Annotated in this window: 15 protein-coding genes, 3 tRNA genes, 1 other RNA gene and 2 pseudogenes; 10 read left to right on the top strand and 11 right to left on the bottom strand. The window is 69.5% G+C overall.

The window, feature by feature from the left end; translation table 11 throughout:
• Positions 1-26: 26 nt before the first annotated feature.
• From B9S64_RS17145 to B9S64_RS17125, 5 genes are all read left to right on the top strand, one after another.
• Entirely contained in the window at positions 27-971 is a 945-nt protein-coding gene (locus B9S64_RS17145) for an ABC transporter ATP-binding protein (RefSeq protein ID WP_103490981.1), read from the top strand.
• Positions 968-1,780 (top strand): ABC transporter permease, encoded by an 813-nt coding sequence (locus B9S64_RS17140; protein ID WP_103490980.1) that lies wholly within the window; start codon positions 968-970, stop codon positions 1,778-1,780. The genes B9S64_RS17145 and B9S64_RS17140 overlap by 4 nt, the downstream gene beginning before the upstream one ends.
• Positions 1,781-1,852: 72 nt before the next feature.
• Complete coding sequence (locus B9S64_RS17135) at positions 1,853-3,130, top strand: sensor histidine kinase (protein WP_103490979.1); 1,278 nt, start codon at positions 1,853-1,855, stop codon at positions 3,128-3,130.
• Positions 3,127-3,750 carry a response regulator transcription factor gene (locus B9S64_RS17130; protein ID WP_103490978.1) on the top strand — a complete coding sequence of 208 codons (624 nt, stop codon included), beginning with the start codon at positions 3,127-3,129 and terminating at the stop codon, positions 3,748-3,750. The genes B9S64_RS17135 and B9S64_RS17130 overlap by 4 nt, the downstream gene beginning before the upstream one ends.
• A 22-nt stretch (positions 3,751-3,772) precedes the next feature.
• Positions 3,773-3,845 (top strand) — tRNA-Gly (locus B9S64_RS17125).
• A 44-nt stretch (positions 3,846-3,889) separates the two neighbouring features.
• On the opposite strand, the gene B9S64_RS17120 is transcribed toward B9S64_RS17125, so the two are convergent.
• The 6 genes from B9S64_RS17120 to ffs all read right to left on the bottom strand — a co-directional run bounded on the left by B9S64_RS17120 (position 3,890) and on the right by ffs (position 13,067).
• Positions 3,890-4,816: a phosphoribosylaminoimidazolesuccinocarboxamide synthase gene (locus B9S64_RS17120; RefSeq protein WP_103490991.1), complete on the bottom strand. Its 927-nt coding sequence runs from the start codon at positions 4,814-4,816 to the stop codon at positions 3,890-3,892.
• A 177-nt stretch (positions 4,817-4,993) separates the two neighbouring features.
• Positions 4,994-6,457, bottom strand: a complete 1,464-nt coding sequence (locus tag B9S64_RS17115) for a N,N-dimethylformamidase beta subunit family domain-containing protein (protein WP_103490977.1) — start codon at positions 6,455-6,457, stop codon at positions 4,994-4,996.
• Positions 6,458-6,887: 430 nt separating this feature from the next.
• Positions 6,888-8,651, bottom strand: a complete 1,764-nt coding sequence (locus B9S64_RS17110; RefSeq protein WP_103490976.1) for a hypothetical protein — start codon at positions 8,649-8,651, stop codon at positions 6,888-6,890.
• Between the two features lie 450 nt (positions 8,652-9,101).
• The gene (gene purD / locus B9S64_RS17105; protein ID WP_103490975.1) at positions 9,102-10,355 is read right to left on the bottom strand and encodes a phosphoribosylamine--glycine ligase; all 1,254 of its coding nucleotides are present in this window, start codon (positions 10,353-10,355) and stop codon (positions 9,102-9,104) included.
• 207 nt (positions 10,356-10,562) lie between these two features.
• The gene (locus tag B9S64_RS17100) at positions 10,563-12,893 is read right to left on the bottom strand and encodes a DNA polymerase III subunit gamma and tau (protein WP_109492065.1); all 2,331 of its coding nucleotides are present in this window, start codon (positions 12,891-12,893) and stop codon (positions 10,563-10,565) included.
• A 77-nt stretch (positions 12,894-12,970) separates the two neighbouring features.
• Positions 12,971-13,067: signal recognition particle sRNA small type (gene ffs, locus B9S64_RS17095), an RNA gene on the bottom strand.
• A 154-nt stretch (positions 13,068-13,221) separates the two neighbouring features.
• Here ffs and B9S64_RS17090 point away from each other — a divergent pair.
• Positions 13,222-13,309: transfer RNA gene (locus tag B9S64_RS17090), tRNA-Ser, on the top strand.
• A gap of 68 nt (positions 13,310-13,377) precedes the next feature.
• On the opposite strand, the gene B9S64_RS17085 is transcribed toward B9S64_RS17090, so the two are convergent.
• Entirely contained in the window at positions 13,378-13,674 is a 297-nt protein-coding gene (locus B9S64_RS17085; RefSeq protein WP_375153031.1) for a tyrosine-type recombinase/integrase, read from the bottom strand.
• Between the two features lie 259 nt (positions 13,675-13,933).
• On the opposite strand from B9S64_RS17085, the pseudogene B9S64_RS17075 reads away from it, so the two are divergent.
• Positions 13,934-14,405, top strand: a pseudogene (locus B9S64_RS17075) (NUDIX domain-containing protein).
• Here B9S64_RS17075 and B9S64_RS17070 read toward each other — a convergent pair.
• The 3 genes and pseudogenes from B9S64_RS17070 to B9S64_RS17060 all read right to left on the bottom strand — a co-directional run bounded on the left by B9S64_RS17070 (position 14,393) and on the right by B9S64_RS17060 (position 18,574).
• Positions 14,393-14,966, bottom strand: a pseudogene (locus B9S64_RS17070) (HD domain-containing protein). The pseudogenes B9S64_RS17075 and B9S64_RS17070 overlap by 13 nt on opposite strands.
• Positions 14,963-15,457, bottom strand: a complete 495-nt coding sequence (locus B9S64_RS17065) for a GntR family transcriptional regulator (RefSeq protein WP_308460772.1) — start codon at positions 15,455-15,457, stop codon at positions 14,963-14,965. Before B9S64_RS17065 ends, B9S64_RS17070 begins: the two are co-directional and overlap by 4 nt.
• A gap of 93 nt (positions 15,458-15,550) precedes the next feature.
• Positions 15,551-18,574 (bottom strand): restriction endonuclease, encoded by a 3,024-nt coding sequence (locus B9S64_RS17060; RefSeq protein ID WP_146060153.1) that lies wholly within the window; start codon positions 18,572-18,574, stop codon positions 15,551-15,553.
• A 232-nt stretch (positions 18,575-18,806) separates the two neighbouring features.
• On the opposite strand from B9S64_RS17060, the gene B9S64_RS34490 reads away from it, so the two are divergent.
• A tRNA-OTHER gene (locus B9S64_RS34490) sits at positions 18,807-18,900 on the top strand.
• A gap of 503 nt (positions 18,901-19,403) precedes the next feature.
• Complete coding sequence (locus B9S64_RS35070) at positions 19,404-19,991, top strand: hypothetical protein (protein WP_258037979.1); 588 nt, start codon at positions 19,404-19,406, stop codon at positions 19,989-19,991.
• 139 nt (positions 19,992-20,130) lie between these two features.
• Here the strand turns inward: B9S64_RS35070 and B9S64_RS17050 are convergent, their stop codons facing one another.
• Positions 20,131-20,406, bottom strand: a complete 276-nt coding sequence (locus tag B9S64_RS17050; RefSeq protein WP_258037978.1) for a hypothetical protein — start codon at positions 20,404-20,406, stop codon at positions 20,131-20,133.
• A 536-nt stretch (positions 20,407-20,942) separates the two neighbouring features.
• Here B9S64_RS17050 and B9S64_RS17045 point away from each other — a divergent pair.
• Complete coding sequence (locus tag B9S64_RS17045) at positions 20,943-21,836, top strand: phosphorothioated DNA-binding restriction endonuclease (protein WP_103492780.1); 894 nt, start codon at positions 20,943-20,945, stop codon at positions 21,834-21,836.
• Positions 21,837-21,854: the final 18 nt, after the last annotated feature.

The following is a 21,854-nucleotide window of genomic DNA, read 5'->3' as shown; positions in this document are numbered from 1 at the left end:
CCCCGGCCGGGCGGAAGTCTTGGACCATGACCAGCGACGACTTTCCCTCCGACCGCCCGGCCATCGAGGCGCACGAGGTCCGGCGGCGATACGCGGGCGGCTTCGAGGCAGTGACCGGTATCTCGTTCTCCGTGGCCCGCGGCGAACTCTTCGCCCTGCTCGGGACCAACGGCGCGGGCAAGACCTCGACGGTCGAGCTCCTGGAGGGCCTGGCCCGCCCGGACGGCGGGAGGGTGCGGGTGCTCGGCCACGATCCGTACCGCGAGCGCGCCGCCGTCCGCCCCCGGGTCGGCGTGATGCTCCAGGAGGGCGGCTTCCCGTCCGACCTGACCGTCACCGAGACCCTGCGCATGTGGGCGGGGTGCACCAGTGGCGCCAGGCCGCCCGGGGAGGTCCTGGAGCTCGTGGGCCTGGGTGCCCGCGCCGGGGTGCGGGTCAAGCAGCTCTCCGGCGGCGAGCGCCGCCGCCTCGACCTGGCCCTGGCCCTGCTCGGCCGGCCCGAGGTGCTGTTCCTGGACGAGCCGACGACCGGACTCGACGCCGAGGGGCGGCGCGAGACCTGGCGGCTGGTGCGGGAGCTGCGCGAGGCCGGTACGACCGTCCTGCTGACCACGCACTACCTGGAGGAGGCCGAGTCGCTCGCCGACCGGCTGGCGATCATGCACCGGGGCCGGATCGTCACCTCGGGCACCATCGCCGACGTGACGGCCGAACGCCCCTCCCGGATCCGCTTCGAGCTCCCGGCCGGCGTGCCCCCGGCCCGGCTGCCGCTCGCGCTGCGGGCGGCCGCGGACGGCAGGCGCGTCGACATCCGCACGCACACGCTCCAGGAGTCCCTGCACACCCTGCTGTCCTGGGCCCGGGAGTCGGGCGTGGAGCTGCGCGGGCTCGACGCCCGTTCCGCCTCGCTGGAAGAGGCGTTCCTCGACATCGCGAAGACGCACACGGAGCGGGAGAAGGTGGCGGCATGACGGACACCATGACGGCGGGCCGGGACATCGGGGCAGCGGGCCGGAGCACCACGACTGCGGGCCGGCTGCACGCGCTCGGCCGGGCCGAACTGACCCTTCTCGTACGCAACCGGACGACCGTCTTCCTCGTCCTGATGATGCCGGTGCTGCTGATCCTCGTCATGAGGTCCACGCTCCAGGAGATCGGCCTGGAGAAGTCCGGGCTGACCGTCGCCGGGGCGTCCCTCAGCGGCGGCATCGGCATGGTGCTGCTCCAGGTCGTCTACATGAACCTGGTCTCGGCCTATGTGGCCCGGCGCGAGGAGCTCGTCCTGAAGCGGCTGCGCACCGGGGAGGTGTCCGACCGCGAGATCCTCGTCGGGACGGCTCTCCCGGCGGTGCTCCTGGCACTCCTCCAGAGCGCGCTGATCGTCTCCGTCGGTACCCTCGCCTTCGACCTCTCGGCGCCGCGGCGGCCTGAACTGCTGGTGCTGGGCGTGCTGCTCGGGTGCGTCCTGCTGACCGCGCTCGCCGCGGCCACCTCCGCCCTGACCCGCACGGTGCAGACCTCCCAGCTCACCACGCTGCCGCTGTTCCTGGTCTCGATGATGGGCTCCGGGCTCTTCGTACCGCTGGACCTCCTCCCGGATCCCGCCGCGTCCGTGTGCGAACTCCTGCCGCTGACCGGGGTGCTGACCCTCGTCCGGGCCGGCTGGCTGGGGGGCGTACCGGGTGATGACGTGCTCGGGGCGGCGCTCACGGCGCTGGCCTGGACGGCGCTCGCGGTGTTTGCTGGGCAGCGCTGGTTCCGGTGGGACCCGCGACGCTGAGGCCCCGCTCCGGGACCAGGAGGACGAACCCCGCGAGGCCGAGGCCCCGGGAGAGCGAGAGGAAGCGGAACCGTGTGGGTACGCACGCGCGTACGCCGATGGCAGAAGCGCGACGGCTTCGACAAGATCGACCTCTACACGCGGGGCACCCTGCACTCGCTGGTCTGGGGGGCGATCCTCTGCGAGGGCCTCCTGTCGGTGACCCGCCCCGTGCGGCATTCGGACGCGCCCGCCGTCCTGATCGCGGGTACGGTCCTGACCGCGGTCGCCCAGGGCGTCTGCGCGGCACGGCTGGTCGGCCGCACCCTCGACAGCTACGTCGGCCGGCGGACCACCGAACCGCGGCTGGTGATCCTGGCGGCCGTCCTGATGGCGGCCAACGCGGCGGGGGTGCTGGCGCTCGGCGCGTACGCCGGCCCCGACGAGTTCCCCGAGATCCAGATGGCGCTGGCGGCCGTGGTGCTGCCGTTCATGACCTCCCTCGTCCTCGTGGTGCCGGTGTGGACGTCCACGGTCTGCCTGGTGGCCGTGGCGGCCGGGGTGGGCGGCGGCGTGTGGGCGGCCGGGGGCAACGCCCTCTTCGCCCTGGCCACGTTCGTCTCGGTGGCCCTCGGCAACGCCCTGGTCTCCGCCACGGTGCGGGTGTCCGCGTGGTCGCTGGGAGTGATGCTCAAGCTCCGCGAGGCCAAGGACGTGGAGACCCGGCTGGCGGTCGCCGAGGAGCGGCTGCGGTTCGGCCGGGACATGCACGACGTACTGGGCCGGAACCTGGCGGTGATCGCGCTGAAGAGCGAACTGGCCGTGGAGCTGGCGCAGCGCGGGAAGCCCGCGGCCGTGGACCAGATGACCGAGGTGCAGCGGATCGCCCGCGACTCCCAGCAGGAGTTCCGCGATGTGGTCCGCGGCTACCGGGAGATCGACCTGCCCACCGAACTCGCGGGCGCCCGGGGCGTGCTGGAGGCCGCCGGCATCACCTGCGCGGTACGGGACGGCGGGCTCCGCCCCGGCGAACGCCTCCCCGGTGATGTCCGGTCGGCGCTCGGCTGGGTCGTCCGGGAAGCCGCCACCAACGTGCTGCGGCACGGCGACCCCCGGCGGTGCTCCATCCACCTCGACACGGACCGGGACTCGGTACGGCTGGTGGTGGAGAACGACGGCGTACCGCAGGACGCGGCCGGGGCGTCCCCCGGCGCGGGTTCGGGGCTGCGTGGGCTCCGCGAACGGCTGGGCGCGCTGGACGGCCGGCTGGAGGCGGGTCCGGCGGGAGACGGCCTCTTCCGGCTGACGGCGACCGTGCCCCTGCCCTCGCCCCGGACCGCCGTACCGTCCCCGCTGGAGGAACGACGATGACATCCGCGCCACGGCCCGTCCGGGTCCTGCTGGCCGACGACGAGCACCTGATCCGGGGCGCGCTGGCCGCCCTGCTCGCCCTGGAGGACGACATCGTCCTGGTCGCCGAGGCGGCCACCGGGCCGGAGGCGCTCGCGATGGCCCTGGCCCACCGGCCCGACGTGGCGGTCCTGGACCTGGAGATGCCCGGAGCGGACGGTGTGAGCGTCGCCACATCGCTGCGCACCGCGCTGCCCGGCTGCCGGACCATGATCGTGACGAGCCACGGCCGCCCCGGCCATCTCAAGCGGGCGCTGGCGGCGGGCGTGCGGGCCTTCGTGCCCAAGACGGTCAGCGCCCGGCGCCTGGCCGAGATCGTCCGGACCGTCCACGCCGGACACCGTTACGTGGACCCGGAGTTGGCCGCCGACGCGATCTCCGCCGGGGACTCGCCGCTGACCGCCCGGGAGGCCGAGGTGCTGGAGCTGGCGGCGGACGGGGCGCCCGTCGCGGAGATCGCCGAACGGGCCTCGCTGTCGCAGGGGACGGTCCGCAACTACCTCTCCTCGGCGGTCTCCAAGACGGGTGCGGAGAACCGTCACGCGGCTGTGCGTCTCGCCCGGCAGCGGGGTTGGGTATAGTGGTCTCCGCGCCACGGCGCATGCGGACGTAGCTCAGTTGGTAGAGCGCAACCTTGCCAAGGTTGAGGTCGCCAGTTCGAACCTGGTCGTCCGCTCCGCACAAGAAGGCCCCGGTCCTGGTGACCGGGGCCTTCTGCCGTCACCGCAGGCGGTCCGCCCAGCTGAGACCGGTCAGGTGCTCGTAGGCGTCCAGGTACTTGGCCCGGGTCGCGTCCACGATCTCCTGGGGCAGGGCCGGGGGCGGCTGTTCGCCGTGCCGGTCCCAGCCGGAGGCCGGGGAGGTCAGCCAGTCGCGCACGAACTGCTTGTCGTACGAGGGCTGTGCCGTGCCGGGCTTCCAGCTCGCCGCGGGCCAGAAGCGCGAGGAGTCGGGGGTCAGCACCTCGTCGGCGATGACCAGTTCCTCGCCGCCGTCCTCGGTGGGCGCGAAGCCGAACTCGAACTTGGTGTCCGCGAGGATGATGCCGCGCCCGTGGGCGATGTCGCGGGCCCGGCTGTAGACGGCCAGCGTGGTCTGCCGCAGCGTCGCCGCCGTCTCGGTGCCGACCTCGTGGGCGACCGTCTCGTAACTCACGTTCTCGTCGTGGTCACCGACGGCGGCCTTGGTGGCCGGAGTGAAGATCGGCCCCGGCAGCTCCGACCCGTCGACCAGGCCCGCGGGCAGGCCGAGGCCGCAGACGGTCTGCGTCGCGTTGTACTCGGTGAGCCCGGAGCCGGTGAGGTAGCCGCGCGCCACGCACTCGACGGGCACCATCCGCAGCGACCGGCAGATCATCGTCCGCCCGGCCCAGTCGGCGGGCGCGCCGGGCGGGAGCTCGGTGGACAGCACGTGGTTGGGGACGAGGTCGGCGAGCTGGTCGAACCACCACAGCGACAGCTGGGTGAGCACCCGCCCCTTGTCCGGGATCTCGGTGGGCAGGACCCAGTCGTACGCGGAGATGCGGTCGCTGGCGACCATGACGAGGTCGCCCGCCTCGTTCCGGTACAGGTCGCGCACCTTGCCGGTGTGCAGATGGGTGAGGCCCGGCACCCGCACGGGCTCGGGCTTTTCTACGAAACCGGACACGCTGCCTCCGCGTAGGTTGATCCAGGAGTCGTTCCGATTGTCCCGCATGGACCGGCTGCCCGCCGCCAGGGGTCTCCGCCGGGACCAGGGAGGACGCGGGACACCTTCCCGTCTTCCCGTCTCTCCGTCTTCCCGTCTCTCCGCCTCTCCGCCTTTCCGGTGATCGGACGCGGGAGTTCAGTCGCGCTTGCAGATCCGGTCGAGCAGATTGGCCGTGGCCCGCTGGATCCGGGGGTCCACGTGGCCGGGGCGGTCCAGGGCCGGGGACCAGGCGAAGGTGCCGGAGGCGAAGACGAGCGCGCCCGAGGGGGCCCGGTACAGCGAGGTCTCCTGGTGCCGGGTGGCGCCCTCGCTGTCCTGGTAGGGGGAGTGGGCCAGCAGTATGCGGTTCTCGTGCTCGGGCAGGGTCGTACGCGGGAAGTAGCGGTCGGCCTCGCCCGCCACCAGCCCGTCGATCTCGTCGCCCTCGCCCGCCCCGGTGGCCTCCCAGAGCCAGTGCCCGGCGTTCCGTACGACCAGGGGGTGCGGGTCGGGGACCCGGCCCGCGTACTGGATGCCGAGCAACTGCTGCTCGGGGCGGTCCACCTCGCGCCAGAGCGCGGACTTCCCCGGCCCGCGACGCTTGCGGCAGGTCAGCAGCCGGTCCGGCACCCCGGAGGCGGACGGCGAGAGACCGACCTGCCAGTACATGGTGTTGGCGGACAGGAAGACCAGCGAGGTGCCGGTGTCCCGGGCCAGCTCCGCGGTACGGCGCATGGGGACCGACCAGTACTCGTCGTGTCCCGGGAAGATCAACCCGCGGTACCGGCCGGGATCGACCCGGCCGGCGTGCAGATCGCGGGCGTCCGCGTACGCGAGGTCGTAGCCGTAGCGCTCGGCCCAGCGGATGAAGTCGTAGGCGTGGCCCACGTGCAGGGGCAGTCCGGCGCCCGCGTAGGGGCGGTCGAAGGAGATGGTGACGGCCGCGTCCTCCTCCCCCAGCAGCCTGCCCCGCTCGTCCCAGGCGTGGTAGAGGCTGGCTCCCGTGCGGCCGTCCTCGGGGTAGAGGTTGTACGCCTGCCAGGTGATGTCCGGCAGCAGGAGCAGCAGGTCGGCCGGGTGGTCGTCGCGAACGGTGAACGGGACGTGCGAGCGGTGCCCGTCGGCGGTGGTGAGTACGGCGACGTACGCGCCGACCGACCAGTAGCCGGGGATCTGGAGCCGCCAGGAGAGCCACCAGTGGTGGCAGGAGACCGTCCGCTCGGCGGCGAGCGGGGCCGGCTGGACGATGCCGGGGAGCCGGGGGCTCGTGGTGATCTTGGAGGCGCCGTCGCCCGCGTAGTGGCCGATGCGGTAGACGTCCACGGAGAACTGCTGCGGCGGGTCCACCGTGATGTGGAAGTCGATGGCCTCGCCGGGGGCGGCCGCGCCCGGCGACGCGAACCCCTTGATCTGCTGGTGCACGTCGTCGGCGGTACGCGTACCGCCCCCGCTGCCCGCGCGGCCGAGATCGGGGTCCGCGTACCAGGGGACGACGTGGCCGGTGTCGTCGAAGTAGTTCTCGCTGCCGCGCAGCCAGGGCAGCGGGCCCTGCCCGAAGGGATCGCTCACGGCATGCGCCAGCGCCCCCGATTCCCACCGCCTGATGTGCTCAGCCCCCATGCCGCTCCCCTCCCTCTTCCCCCGACCACTCTGTCGCCCCGGATGCCGGGTGCCGACTCCAGCACATCACATCCCGCATGCACTCCGTCACCGTTCGTCGCGAATTGACGCGTGCGGAGCGCATTCTTCCGCGTATGGGGGGCGTATGTATGACATCTCGCGTCTTTTATGAACGCACGACCGTGCGAACAGGGCGTGACGGGCCGTACCAGGCCCTGCGGTGCGCCGGGAGCGTGCGCGACGCCGGGGACGACGCGCGGGCGTGCCTTCACGCCGCCGCGAGCGCCCCGCGCGCCGTTCCGGGGGCTGCGCCACCCGGACGGGGCACGCGGGGACGGGGTGGCGTTCACGGTGGGAGCGAGAGGCACGACGGGGCGCGACGGGGTACGACGCGTACGGGGGGCTCGGGGGCCGCCGTCCGGCCCGCCGCTCAGACGAGGCGTACGGGCTTGTCCGCGCGGACTCCCACGGCGGAGAGCCAGGACCGCAACGGCTCCGCGTCGCCGTCCTCGACCAGGCTGAGGACGGGCCCGCCCACGTCCGCCCCGCGCCTGCCGTCGACCAGGAGCGCGGGCCCGTCGAGCCAGTCCAGCCCCGGGGCCGCGCCCGCGGTGTCCACGGCCGCGCAGCAGACCATGGCCACGACGTGGTCTGCCAGCAGCTCCGTGCCCGTACGGGGCGGCTGGAGCGGGAAGAGTGGCAGCGGGACGGAGCCCCACAGCTCCAGGGGGTCTGCGGAAGCGGTGCCGTCCTTGGGGCCGGACGGCGCCGGTGCGCCGGACGGGCCGGAGCCGCCCTGCTCGCCGGGCCGCGTCCCCGGGGCCCCTTGCGCACCGCGGACGCCGTGGGGCGCCGCCTCGTCACGGGCGACGGCGGCGCCGATGCCCGCCGCGAGCTCCTCGGCGTTCTGTCCGGGCAGCGCCAGGTGGTCGATGACGCGGGCCAGCGTGTGCCCGGCACTCCCGCCGACCGCCGGCGTACCCGGCGCCCCCACGGAGACGCTCGCGGCCACCCCCAGGGAGTCGAGCACACGGTGCAGACGGGCCGCCTCGGTACGCCACTTCCGGTCGACGACCTCGTCCGGGTACTGCTGCCAGTCGACGGGGGACCAGCCGGGCCCGCTCCGGGCCGGTCCGCCGTGGAAGAGCCGGGCGGCCAGCAGCGAGGCCGCCTCGTCGGCGGTGCCCGGCTCCTCGATCAGGTCGCAGGCGGGGCGCTCCCCGAGCCGGGACGTGAAGCCCTCGGCCAGCCGGTCGCGGCGGGAGAGCTCGGTCAGCGCGGAAACGACTCCGGCGTCCAGCCGGGAGGGCCAGCGGCCCATCCGCCAGGCCGGCAGCGCGACCCGCGTCAGCAGCCGGTCCCAGCCCGCGTAGGCGAGACCGACCTGTTCCTGCGCGACGATCCGGAGGCCGTAGTCCACCCCCTGTGCACGGACCGACGCGGCGGCCGCCACGGAGCGTTCCATCTCGGCGGCGTGGGACCGGCAGCCGCGCAGCAGCAGGGTGGCGACCCGTCCGACGAAGGCCGCCGGGATCCCCCGGAACGCTCCCCGGCCGGGCGCGGCCGCGTCGGCGACCGCGGCGTCCAGCCCTCGTACGAAGCGCCGGGCGGCGGCTATGTCCGGGTGCGCCGAGGGCCCCGTGCCCGCGACGACCGGGGCGAGCACCGCGCGCAGCTCGGCGACCCGCATCCACCACAGGAACGGCGAGCCGATGACCAGCACGGGGGCGTCCGGGGCGCGCCGGCCCCGGCGCCCGCCCAGCGCCTTGGGCCGGGCGGCCGGGTGCGTACGGTCCTCCAGCCAGCTGTCGCAGTCCGGGGTCAGCTCCACGGCGGACGGCGCGGGGACGTCGAGCCGGTCCGCGAGCTCCCGGACGAGCCGGTAGAGGTCGGGGGCGGCCTCTTCGGTGAGGGCCACGGTCGGGCTGACCGCGGGCCTGGCACGGGCCACCGCGACGGCGACCCCGGCGGCGACCAGCAGGACCACCACGGCGCAGCCCGTCACCACCCAGCGTGCCGTCTCCCACGCCGCGCCGCCGATGTACCCCTGGGCACCGACGACGAACAGCACGACGGCTGCCGCGGCGGGCAGGACCGCCAGGGCCGTCGCTCTGCTGCGGACGCGCAGCAGAGCGAGGGCACGGGCGCGCGCGGACCGCGTGCCCAGCTCTTCAACCGAACCGGTAGCGGACACGGCCGGACGTCACCCCCTCTGCCCCCGCGACGGTGTTGGTCACTCCCCCACTGTGGCACCGCCCACCGACATCGCAATGCCGGTGGGCCAAGTGCCGGAAAGCTTGCGCCGCACCCTAGTTGGGGCCTCGGCGGCCGTCATCCGGATGGCCGAGCCGTCACCCGATGGAATGGCTTTGGGCAAAGCTGCTGACGCGCGAGCGTACAGCGCTCCGGTGATACGAGCGCCCCCCGCGCACAGGCCCGCCGGCACGACTCCGGACACGCCCGTGCCCGACCCCTCCGGAGGAGGCGCCGGGCACGGGAGGCGCGGTACGGGACATGGGGCAGCCTGTACGGGACACGGGACACGGGACACGGGGCACCCGGTGCGGGGTACGGACCACGGCAGCCGGTACGGGCGAGGCCGTGTCCCGGAGGCCGGTGACCGGCCGGCCTCCGGGACACCCGCTCAGGCCTCCTCGGCGGCCTTGCGGGCGATGTCCGTGCGGTGCTGGGAGCCGTCGAGCCGGACCCGGCCCACGGCGGCGTAGGCGCGCTCACGGGCCTGGGAGAGGTCCTTGCCGGTCGCGGTGACCGAGAGCACGCGCCCTCCGGCGCTGAGCACCGCGTCCCCGTCCTTCCGGGTACCCGCGTGCAGGACGAACGCGTGCGGGGCATCCTGTGCCGCCACCTCGTCCAGTCCCTTGACCGGGTCTCCGGTGCGCGGGGTGCCGGGGTAGTTGTGCGAGGCGATGACGACGGTGACGGCGGCGTCGTCGTGCCAGGTCAGCGGGGGCACGGTGTCCAGGGTGCCGTCGGCCGCCCCGAGCAGGACGCCGGCCAGCGGGGTCTTCAGCCGGGCCAGGACCACCTGGGTCTCCGGGTCGCCGAAGCGGGCGTTGAACTCGATGACCCGGACACCGCGCGAGGTGATCGCCAGGCCCGCGTACAGCAGTCCGGAGAAGGGGGTGCCCCGGCGGCGCAGCTCGTCGACGGTCGGCTGGAGCACGGTCCGCAGGACCTCGTCGACCAGCTTCGGGTCGGCCCACGGCAGCGGGGAGTACGCCCCCATGCCCCCGGTGTTCGGGCCCTCGTCGCCGTCCAGGGCCCGCTTGAAGTCCTGGGCGGGCTGGAGGGGCAGCACCGTCGTACCGTCGGTGATCGCGAAGAGGCTCACCTCCGGGCCGTCGAGGAACTCCTCGATGACCACCCGGTCGCAGGCCAGCGCGTGGGCGCGGGCGGCACCGACGTCGTCGGTGACGACGACGCCCTTGCCCGCGGCGAGCCCGTCGTCCTTGACGACGTACGGGGCGCCGAAGGCGTCGAGCGCCTCGTCGATCTCCGCGGGCGTCGTGCAGACGTAACTACGGGCCGTGGGCACGTTGGCGCCGGCCATGACGTCCTTGGCGAACGCCTTGGAGCCCTCCAGCCGTGCCGCCTCGCGCGAGGGGCCGAAGCAGGGGATGCCGGCCGCGCGCACGGCGTCGGCGACACCGGCGACAAGCGGTGCCTCCGGGCCGACGACCACCAGTCCGGCGCCCAGTTCGGTGGCGAGACGCGCGACGGCATCGCCGTCGAGCGCGTCGACCGGGTGCAGTTCGGCCACCTCCGCGATACCGGCGTTGCCGGGAGCGCAGTACAGATCGGTGACCACGGGGTCGAGGGAGAGAGAGCGGCACAGGGCGTGTTCGCGGGCGCCGCCGCCGATGACGAGGACCTTCACGGGGTGCAGCCTAGTCGCCGGGACCGAACGCCCTTGACGGCCTCCAGTCCGTGGGACCTGCGGGGCTCGCGGTCCTGGTGCCTGACGGGCTCGGCCCTGGGACCTGGCGGACTCTCCGGCCCGTGGGGCCGGACGGACTGAGCACCGTAGGACGGCGGGGCCGCCCGTCCAGGCCTCGTCCCAGGTGCCGGGCGGCGGACGGCCCGCTCACTGCTCGTTGGTGAACTCCTCGATGACCGTGGCGCCGAGCTCACGGACGATCAGGTCGTGCCCGGACAGCGCGGAGTCGACCAGGTCCGGGTCATCCGCCTCGGCGGTGTCGTCCTCGGGCGCGACCGCGTGCGGCGGCTCGGGGGCCGGGGCACGGTCGTACCCCGACGGCTCGGGCCGCCCGGAGTGCTGCGGCGGGGGCGGGGACTGCGGAGCCGGTGCCGGGGGCTGCTGGGCGGGGGCGGGCCGGGATTCGTACGACGGCGCCTGCGGGGCGGGCGGTGCGGCCTGGTACCCGCCGCCGGCGGGTGCACCGCCCTGGTACGGGCCGGAGGCCGGGGGCCGACCGCCACCGCCGCCCGACTGCGGGGGCGCGCCGCCACCGCCCGACGGGTCGACGACGGCGTCGACGCGCCAGGTGGCGTTGAACTGCTCGGCCAGCGCCTGCTTCAGCACGTCCTCGCTGCCACTGCTCGCGAAGGTGTCCCGCGCTCCGGCGTTGAGGAAGGCGAGCTGGAGCGTACTGCCGTCGAACCCGCTGACCTGGGCGTTCTGGCTGAGCAGGATCCAGGTGAAACGGCGGCGGTTCTTCACCGCCTCCAGGATGTCGGGCCACATGTTCCGTACCTGGGCCGCGCCTTGGGCCATGTCCGGGCCGCCGGCCGGTGGCCCGGCGGGACCGGGCGCCGGAGCGGCCGGGGCGTGGGACTGCGCCGGGGGCTGCGGGGGCGCGGCGCGGCCGGGAGCGGCCGCGGTGGGCCAGCCGCCGGGCCGGCGCGCGGCCTCGGCACCACTTGGCCCGCCTCCGGCCGCAGCGGCGGTCGGCCAGGCACCGGGCCGCGCGCCACCGGGCCCGGCGGGAGCCTCCTGGGCCTGGGGCTGCTGGGCCTGGGAGTGCTGGACCGGCGGCGTCTGCTGAGCCGTCGGCACGGCGGGCGCGGCGGGCGGAGCCATGCCGGGCGAAGGCTGCGCGGCGGGGGGAGCACCCTGGGCAGCTGTCTGGGGCGCCGGGGGGGCTGCGGCGGGAGCGGGGGCGGTACTGGGCGCCTCTCCCCGCACCGCGGCCCGCGCGGCGGCGGGCCCCCCGCCGGGCAGCGCCGCACCGGCCGCGTGGGCCTCCGGCCCGGGTACGTACCCCACGGCGGGACCGGCTCCGGGCGTCGCGAAGGAGGCGCCGCGCTCCAGCCGGTCCAGCCGGGCCTGGAGCGAACGCTCGTCGTCGAACGCGGCGGGCAGCAGCACACGGGCGCAGATCAGCTCGACCTGAAGCCGCGGCGAGGTCGCCCCACGCATCTCCGTGAGCCCCTCGTTGACCAGGTCGGCGGCACGGCTCAGCTCGGCGGCGCCGAAGACGGCGGCCTGCGCCTGCATCCGCTCGACCACGTCGGCGGGGGCGTCGATGAGCCCCTTGTCCCCGGCGTCCGGCACCGCGGCGAGGATCACCAGGTCACGCAGCCGCTCCAGCAGATCGGCCACAAAGCGACGGGGGTCGTTACCGCCCTCGACCACCCGGTCCACGACCTCGAAGGCCGCCGCCCCGTCACCGGCCGCGAAGGCGTCCACGACCGAGTCGAGCAGGGACCCGTCCGTGTACCCGAGGAGCGAGGTCGCCATGGCATAGGTCACACCGTCCTCGCCCGCGCCGGCCAGCAACTGGTCCATCACGGACATCGAGTCACGGACGGAACCCGCACCGGCCCGCACGACGAGCGGCAGCACACCGTCCTCGACCGGGCTGTTCTCCTTGCCGCACACCTCGGCGAGGTAGCTCCGCAGCGTCCCGGGGGGCACCAGCCGGAACGGGTAGTGGTGCGTACGCGACCGGATCGTGCCGATGACCTTCTCGGGCTCGGTGGTCGCGAAGATGAACTTCAGATGCTCCGGCGGCTCCTCGACCACCTTCAGCAGGGCGTTGAACCCCGCCGGGGTGACCATGTGCGCCTCGTCGATGATGTAGATCTTGTACCGGCTCGACGCGGGCCCGAAGAACGCCTTCTCCCGCAGGTCGCGGGCGTCGTCCACACCACCGTGCGAGGCGGCGTCGATCTCGATCACATCGATCGAACCCGGCCCGTTGCGCGCCAGGTCACGGCAGGACCGGCACTCCCCGCACGGCGTCGGCGTCGGTCCCTGCTCGCAGTTCAGACAGCGCGCGAGGATGCGGGCACTGGTCGTCTTCCCACACCCGCGCGGCCCGCTGAACAGGTACGCGTGGTTGACCCGGTTGTTCCGCAGGGCCTGCTGCAAGGGGTCAGTGACATGCTCCTGACCGATGACCTCGGCGAAGGACTCGGGGCGATAGCGGCGGTACAGCGCAAGGGACGACACATCTACGAGGTTATCGGGGCGCACCGACAACCGGCCCCGCCCCCGGAGACGATCACGCGAGCGCACACCCCCGGACACGCAAGGGCCCCCCACGCACCCGCCAGAGCCGACCTACCCTTGCTGCCTTCCGGCCCTGGGGGAGTTCAGTCAGATAGCGCCACGTGAGGGGCTGACGCCCACCTTAGCCGATCCCGACCCCCCGCCGTCCACCCACCCACCGCCCCCACCCGGCCCCGACCCCTCCCTCGGACCCCCGCGGACCCTCCCGGGGACGATCTACGGGGAACGTGTTCGCGAGCACCCTCAAACGTCTTGTATTGTTTGCGGCGGAGGATTCGCCTAGTGGCCTAGGGCGCACGCTTGGAAAGCGTGTTGGGGGCAACCCCTCACGAGTTCGAATCTCGTATCCTCCGCCATTGCTCTCACCGGGCAATACGTTGAAGGCCCCCGCAGCTCGCTGCGGGGGCCTTCGACGTTCGTAGTCTCAACGAGACTCTTCGGAGCCCTCCGCGCCACTGTCGTCAGCGTCGTTGGCCACTTCCCAGATGAGTCCTCCGACCCGCTGCGCGACGTCGGCCAGGATGCCGCCCGTCACGTGCTGGTACCGGGCCGCCATCGCCGTGGACGACCAGCCCATGATCTGCATCACGACTCGTTCGGGGACACCGAGGATGAGCAACACCGTTGCCGCGGTGTGCCGGGCATCGTGCAGGCGCCCGTCCCGAACCTTCGCATCGGTCAGCAGCCGCTTCCAGGCGTGGTAGTCCGTACTCGGGACCAACGGCTCCCCCACGGGAGAGGTGAAGACGAACCCGAACTCCCGCCAGTCCTCCCCCGCGATCGCCCGTTCGCGTGCCTGCTCTCGGCGGTGGGAGCTCCAGCAGCTTCACCAGTCCTTCGGCAGATCGACCGGACGACCAAGCGGCCCTGGACGCGCTGCAGCCTGGCGGCGGCCTCTTCGACACCTACGCCCGTAGCGGCGAACAGACCTGGGGTAGCGCACGCCCGGTCATCGACGACGACATGGTGGGAGCCTGAACATGGGACGCATCGACTACCTGCATGACCCTGACGCCCCGCCGGCCAACTCGGTGGTGCCTTCCGTCGTGGCGTTCGTGCGGAACGACGAAGGTGCCGTGCTGCTCATTCAGCGCTCGGACAACGGCCGTTGGGCACTGCCCGGTGGCGGCCACGACGTCGGCGAGTCCATCAGTGACACCGTGGTGCGCGAGGTCTGGGAAGAGACCGGCATCAAGGCCGAAGTCATGGACGCGTCCGGGATCTACACCAACCCCGGGCACGTGATGCTCTACGACGACGGAGAGGCACGACAGCAGTTCAGCATCTGCTTCCGCGCGCCCTGTCGGTGGTGACGTACGAACGAGCGACGAAACAACTCAGGTCCGCTGGGTTGCCCCAGCGGACCTGTCCACGTACGACATCCACTCGACCATGCGGCTCCGAATCGAGCACGCCATGGACGAGGCGCGGCCGACGCCCTACATCGGCTGACGCTTGACCTCTGCCAGCCGCAGCACGACCCGCGCAGTGCAGGCAAGGATCTCCGGCTCCGCACGACGGATGAAAGTACCGATGAGGCTGTCGGGCCCGTACCGGCCGGTGATCTCGTTCACCCGGTCCACGGGGTTCGTCGACGTGCCATCTGGCGTCGTGTTGATGTCGCAGTAGCAGAGCAACGTCGGCAAGGTCAGGGTGCTCGCGCCGGAACTCGGCTTCCAGTTCGTCGCGCATCCCACGCGCCTCGGCCTCCATCCACGCACAGGAGTGGTGAGCGACCAGGCGCACGATGCGCTCGTCCGCATGCGCGACGTCCCGGAGGTACCGGGCGCCGTCGAGCGGGTGAAACCCGGTCTTGGCCAGGTCTGGCGCGTACCCGATGTCATGCAGGACGGCTGCGGCCTCCAGCAGCTCGGCATCCTTCCCGAGGATCGGGGCCAGGGTTCGGGCACGCTCGGCCACACCCTGGCAATGAGCCCACCGACGTGGGAGTGGCTCGGCGGGCAGCTTCTCCGCGAGGGGGTATGCCCACTCTGTCAATCCTGTGGTCTTCAAGATTCCGGAGACTCCGTTTGCTTTGGCAGCGCCCGGACAGTGCGCTGCTTGCCTTGGCGCGCCTCGGACAACAGGCCGGCAGCTTCCAACTTGTCGAGAGCCTTGCTCACAGTAGGCCGCGAGACGCCGAACCGAGTACTCAGCTCGCTCGTGCTGGGGAAGCGTGCCCCAACCACCAGGTCATCATCAAACATGACGTCCTTCAGCAGTTCCGCCAAGGGTCGACGTTTGCTGTCCTCCCCGGAACGTACAACCCTCCACTGTCCGCCCGGCACGGCCTCCGCCAGGCCATCCTTCTTCAGAACAGCGAAGACCCGTAGAGCAACCCCACGAGAGACTCCGTAGTCGCGCATCAGCTCTGCGGCGGAGGGCAGTTCAGATATCTCAGTGTCACCCTCGATCTGTGCCCTGACTGTGTCGGCGATCTTGAGGAAGGTTCCTCGCGGATTGACCTGTTGAGACACCTCGCCCCTCTTCTCGTCGTCTCTCAAAGTTTGCCACGCCCCTCCTTCCGGCCCGCCCACAGCGTGCCGCACACAACCGACAGCGCCACCTACCTGGTCCGAGACAATATAGATGGAGAGCTATCGCGTCAGAAACTCGAGCAACTTATTCTCAAATTCTGCCTTATGCTTCTCTTCTTGAACGCGCTTTTTCGCCATCCGCATCAGATCACCATTATCGGAGACTGCACACAAAAAGAGCGAAGCTCGCAGCTCATGGGAATCGTGCGCAAGAAGATGCTCCTCAAGAATCGGCACCCGGTCCGGGGAAATTTCAACGTTCGAAGCATTTTCATATTCCATGATCTCAACAAGCGCCCAACCAGCCATCCTCCTAACGCCCCCATCTGGATCATCGAAGAATATCTCCATGAGGGTTGGCAAGAGCTCGACCTGTCGAGTTGATTCGAACACTACCGACCGGGCAGTCCAGGAAAGCGCCCACAATGAAGTGAAGCGCACCACGACGTGAGGGTCATGTATGCATTTAAGCACAGCTGGAATGCATTCCTTCGCGATCTGCACACTCGCAACTTCGTCAAGGTTTCCGTTTCGGAATTCTTCGAAACCGCCAAACCTCCAGTAGGCAAGACTCATAATAGAACCAAGCGCACCAACTCGCTCAGTCACATCGCCGGAATCAAGCAGCGCCTCCAACCGACTCACGACATCCGTTGGGTCAGCAACTTGGGGCAGACTGACAAAGAAAAGACGAGTGAGGATAGGGATACATGGCGAGTCGCCAAAGCTCGCATGCAAAATTTCCTCCCTTGCCTTCTGGAGCAATTGTTCCCCATATCGACTGGTGATAATTCCGTCGAAGTATGTATCCTCAAGAGTGGGAATCAGCAGATCGAGAGCCCTATCAGCAAGCTCGGGTGGCGCTTGAACCTCATCGTCAAGGCACTGATAGGTGAGATAGGTGAGGTCCACCAGGCGCAAATCGTACGGCTCCCTTTCATCACCCGCCGCCGAAGATGCAAGATCAGTCAGGATCTCGTCAATACTGTCGCACAAATATTCAATCAGGAGTTTTCCTCGCCGCCCGGCCAGCACTCCGTAGAGCGCGATAACTTCATGCCAACGCGAGTCGAGTACATGCTGCTTGATGGCGTCAAGGTGCTGTCCATCTACAGGAGCGCCGACGTGCCAACCCTGTGCAATGGCAGTCGCTGTCAAGTACTCCTGAAAAGTCAGATGCTTAAATTCATAAGTTGGTTGAAGTTTTCCGTTGTGGACGGCGTGACCGATCTGCGCTACTAGGCTGCTTCTGAGCTCAATCCGCTGCAGAAGATCTCGTGGACGCAGTTTGCTGTATCCGAGTACCTCTGGCAAATTATCCCGAGCTTCTTGGAAAAGAGATAGCATCTCGTCCTGGCTGACCTGCTGCTGCCCGGAACTAGTCATGGCATGCGCGAGATACGCCAAGTGCGGTTTAGCTTCATCCAAATCGAGTGGATCGTATCCCTCGACATTCCAGGTCATGAGCAATAGCTCGATAGCCTTCTCGTACAAAACTGAGCGCTTGCGTGGGAGATCACCGACCCAACGTTGAACGAGCAAGAGCGTTGTCAACAGGAGAGGATTCACAGCCAACCGCCTCACCCTGTCAGTCTCGATAATCCGGGCAGCTAGAGTTTCAGCCCGGCTCAGAACTGAGGCATTCCTCCCGTGCGCTTGCCTATGCCACGCGATGGTCAGGGAGGTAATCTCATCATTACTTAGTTCGGACACTCTGTACTGAACAAAATGTTCGCTTACGAATCCAGCAACCTCACGAAATCCGGTCTCGCGGCTCGTAACCAATACGGTGCACAGCGGATACCTACTCATGAATGTTTTTAGCTTGCGCAGAAATCCAGCTCTACCGGACGTGTCAGCGAACTCATCAAGTCCGTCTACAAGCAGCAGAGCGGAACCGTCCCGCAGAACCTGGGAAATAAGCTTTCCGAACGCCTCTCCACCGGAGGACATCTCGGCGCGCCGCGGAATGTCGCCCAGCATCTCGATGATGGTAGCCTCAGCGGCAGACCTAATTTCACGGCACTTAATTACGAGGGGCAGCCAATTATTATCGGGCAATCCATCAGAAATGCGATCACGTCGACGAGCGTTTGCGTAACTAGTTGCCAGCCTCTTCACAAGGGTAGACTTTCCCGAACCCGGGGATCCAAGGACGGTGATTGCTTTGTAATCCTCAAGAATCTTACGCACTGGATGACGTTCTCGGCGGGCACTGTTTTTATCTTCGTCATTATCGGCATCAAGATCGATTTTCTCGACCTTTTCCAAGAATTGAGGGATGTACAATTCTTCTAGCTCAATGCTTTTTGACCCCAAATGTTGATCAACCGGGAATCCCTCCAGTGTAAACTCGCCATATTCGGAAGAGACATACTCAAAATAAGATTCGCGCACGTCCGCGATGTCATCGTCGGTCATTTCAGGTTCGCCCTCGATGTACGCAAGGCGAGCGCTCGAATTGTGCTCTAGATATTTTGCGATACTCCTTCCTGCTGCGCGTGAAGGAAAACTACCATCTGCATGAATTAGCGTGTACGCTTTTCGCTCTCCTGCGCACTTGAAATGAATCCTCCAAAGCCAACCTGAGCTGTGTGCCACCAGATCTGCTTCGTCATCGACCTTCCATGGCTGCGGGCCCAGGTTAAGCCGCCCGGCCTTATAGCACGCAGTCCGAAGGGACACCACGATGCGCCCGCGCTGAAGTTGAGCCTGTATCTCCTTCGGACCCAGAAGCGCGACTCGGTTTCTACGGCTAGATTCCTGCTCGACTGCAGAGTCAGTGAAGCCGGATGTGGAGATAAAATACCCCGAGAGTGACTCACCCTCGCGCCGCTCAACATCCATTGCACCAACGAATTTGTTAATATCGCCTCCCCCGATTTTTTCCTTTTTTGCCTTGCATTCGATAACCGCCCGCCGGTCTTCTAGGGAATGCTTGGCTACGATATCTAGTTCACGCCCGGGTTTATGTATGTTGGTTCGCGTCACTTCATACCCGAGGGCGTGAACAAGGTCTTTCATTCTTTCGTTGAAAAGATCTCCGCGTTTATTATCGTCTTCGGCTACTACAAAGATTGCCACGCGCCTCTACCCCTTTTCTGTACACAGCTTATCCATTGTTCCTTACCGGACCTCCTGCTGTCTGGCGCTTCACGGTATTGGCACGAGACGCCGGGAGTCTCCCCTGTCGCACGCTCGCTGTCGAAGGTGGCCGAGGCACGGCCGAGCGAACTGGCAGTCTCAACGACAGTCTCATCCGTGGAGGTTCGCACCCGTTCAACCAGCCTGTCAGGCGCCCAGAAGCCCGGCCCACGGACGATTGCGAACCAGGATGAACGTGACCATGCAGAGTTGGAAAGCGTGTTGGGGGCAACCCCTCACGAGTTCGAATCTCGTATCCTCCGCCATTGCTCTCACCGGGCAATACGTTGAAGGGCCCCACCGCTTGCGGTGGGGCCCTTCAACGTCGGTGGTCCCGGTTGCCCTTCTGCGCCTGGTCTGGGGGCCGACCCCCTGCATCCGCTCGCGACCACGTCTGCCGGGCAGCCCGTCAACCTGCCCGACCGCTCCCGGGCGGACGCGGACGAGCGGGTGGAAGGCAGCGGCCCGACCGGGAAGTTGCGGCCGCGGGCGGCCCAGGCCCCGTCGAACGTCGCGCCGTTCGGCAGCAGATCCTCCGGGCCGCTCCCGCCGCCGCACCGAGGTTGGCGAGCGAGCGGTGCAGAGCGTCCGGTCGGCGATCCGCCGTTGCACCGGCACCAAGTGAACCGTCCGGGCCGGACCGCTGCGGTTCATCCATACTCAAGTTACGCTCAGGCCGTATGCGTAACTCTGTGTTCCCACTTGCGTGTGTGGCCTACTGAGTCCACCGTCGTCCCAGCAACGGGACGGCACGGGGGAAAGGTGCCTCATGGGCATCATCAGGAACGGCGAGTACTGCGGCCTGACTCAGGCGCATCTACGCGCCCATGAAGGCTGGGTGGCACCTGTGGGAGAGCTGATCGCCCCGGCTCCCGCCCGCCGCCCTTCCTTCAGCCTCGCCGCGATTGCCGTGGTCGCCGCCCTGGCGCTGACCGGATGCAGCGGCGAGGCGAAGTCCGCACCGGCCGGCCCGCCCGCCTCTCCGTCCGGGCGTGTCAGTCCGTCGCAGACCGGCGAGCGGTCTGAGCACATCGAGGGCGAGACGGTTTCCCAGGCTCCCAAGCCGGTCAACGACGGACAGGTGCTGCTCTCCGTCGCGTCCAGGAAAGGAAATGCCGAGCTTCCTCTGACCAAGGAGATCGGCATCGGGGGTCTGGCCGTCCAGGTCAACTGCCAGGGCGAGGGAACACTCCACGTAACCGTCAAGCCGGTGGGGCTCTCCTTCCCGCTGGAATGCGTCGACGAGGAAGTCAGCAGCACCTACAACGAGATCCGGCTGAAGAGAGCACGCAGTGAGGGGAGTATCCAGGTGACCGCCCCCTCGACCGTCCTCTGGGCCCTTACTGTCGAACGGTAGGGGCAAGGAGCAAGCACACGGTGCGATGGAAGGAGAGCCCGTCGGGGCCCGCGAAGTACTGCGGGGATCCACGAACGGCAACCGATGGCGACAGGTGGTACGACGCCGGCCGTCACCGGAGACTGCCGCCCGCCGCGCGCTACTCCTTCGTCTGCTGTGCCCTCTGACGCCCAAAGACCTGCGACAGCCCTACCAGGACAAGTCCACCCAGCATGAGCGCCATATCGGCCTCGAACGGTACGACCCGCGCGGCCGCGATCCCTGCTGCCAGCAGCATGACGCCGGCGCCCCAGACACCGGGTCGTCCCACACCCTTGCGAAGCCAGGGCACGGCGACCCGGCCCGTGGCCAAGGTCACCGTCCCCACCACACCGAGCGTCAGAGCCATCACCATGCCGACGATCAGAAAGAACATGGACATCCGCCCCCTTGAGCACTTCTGCGGCGATGATCTCAGGAATCTCGGGGTGCCACGATGCACCTCGCTCCGCCCGGCCCCCGCCTCCCCGCCCGCCCCGGCCCGTTTGTCGGCAGGCCGGTGTGAGGTGTGGAAGCTGGAATAGGATGCGTGTTCATGGCTGGGGCTGAGTTGGGGGAAGACGGCCGGTATTACGGCCAACTGCCGTGCCGGTGGTGTGACACGCGCATCAATCAGGCGGGGCGTCGCAAGCCACGGCTGTACTGCCGCACGTCACATCGTTTGAAGGTGTACGGCGCCTGGGTCGTTGGCGTCGTCGCCTCGGTCTTCTGAGCCGTTGGCTCGGTGTGGCGGAGGCAGTTCGGCGGCACATGCCGTCCCATCCCCGTCCCCTCCGCACTCGGGCCGCCCGAGGTGATGGAGCGCCGGGTGACGCGCCGTTCGGGGACCCGCGTCGTGGCCCGGTGTCCGGCCGGCCGCCGCGTCACCCCAGGACCAAGCGCCGGGACAAGCCGCCACTACGATCGCCGACCATGGACTGGGTCGAGCGCGCCGCGCGGTTGAGGCAGTGGACGAGGAGCGGGACGCGGGCTCCGCACAAGCCGTTGCTGTTCCTGTACACGCTCAGCCGGTTCCAGCAGGACGCCGATGACGAGGTGCGGTACAGCGCCGTGGAGGACGACCTGCGGGGGCTGCTCGCCGAATACGGTCCCGGTAACCGGACGACCCCCGCCTATCCCTTCCATCACCTGGTGAGTGACGGCGTGTGGGAGGTGTGTACCGAGCGCGGGCCGGGCAGCCCCGGGACCGGGGTCAGGGAACTGCGCGCGACCGGCGCCACCGGGCGGCTGACGCCGGAGCTGCGGGCGGCGCTGCGGCGGGAGCCGTCGCTGCTCCCCCGGATCGCCCGGGTGCTGCTCGACCTGAACTTCCCGCCCTCCCTCCACGGCGAGCTGTGCGAGGCCGTCGGCCTGGAGCTGGAGGTGGCCGAGACGGCGCCGCTCTCTGCCGTACGCAGGCAACGGGACCGGCGGATGCGGGAGATGGTCCTGACGGCGTACGAGTACCGGTGTGCCTTCTGCGGGTACGACGGCAGGATCGGCGCGGTACCGGTCGGGCTGGAGGCCGCCCATGTGCGCTGGTGGGCGTTCGACGGACCGGACGAGGTGGAGAACGGGCTGTGCCTGTGCCCGCTGCACCACAAGCTGTTCGACAAGGGCGTGCTCGGTCTCGGAGAGGGCCACCGCATCCTCGTCTCGCAGAGCTTCGTCGGCCACAGCACCGCCGCCCGCGAGCACGTCGTCATGCTCTCCGGCCGTGCGCTCATCGGCCCGCAGCCGGGCGCCGGCCCCGTCGCCGACGCCCACCGTTCCTGGCACACCGCCCAGGTCTTCCACGGCACCCCACGTCCCGCCACGACCGTCTGAGCGTCGGGGCGTCGGGGC

This window comes from Streptomyces sp. SM18, from assembly GCF_002910775.2.
GTDB lineage: Bacteria > Actinomycetota > Actinomycetes > Streptomycetales > Streptomycetaceae > Streptomyces > Streptomyces halstedii.
The sequence above is the reverse complement of the archived record's forward strand: the minus strand, read 5'-3'. Positions and strand labels throughout refer to the sequence as shown.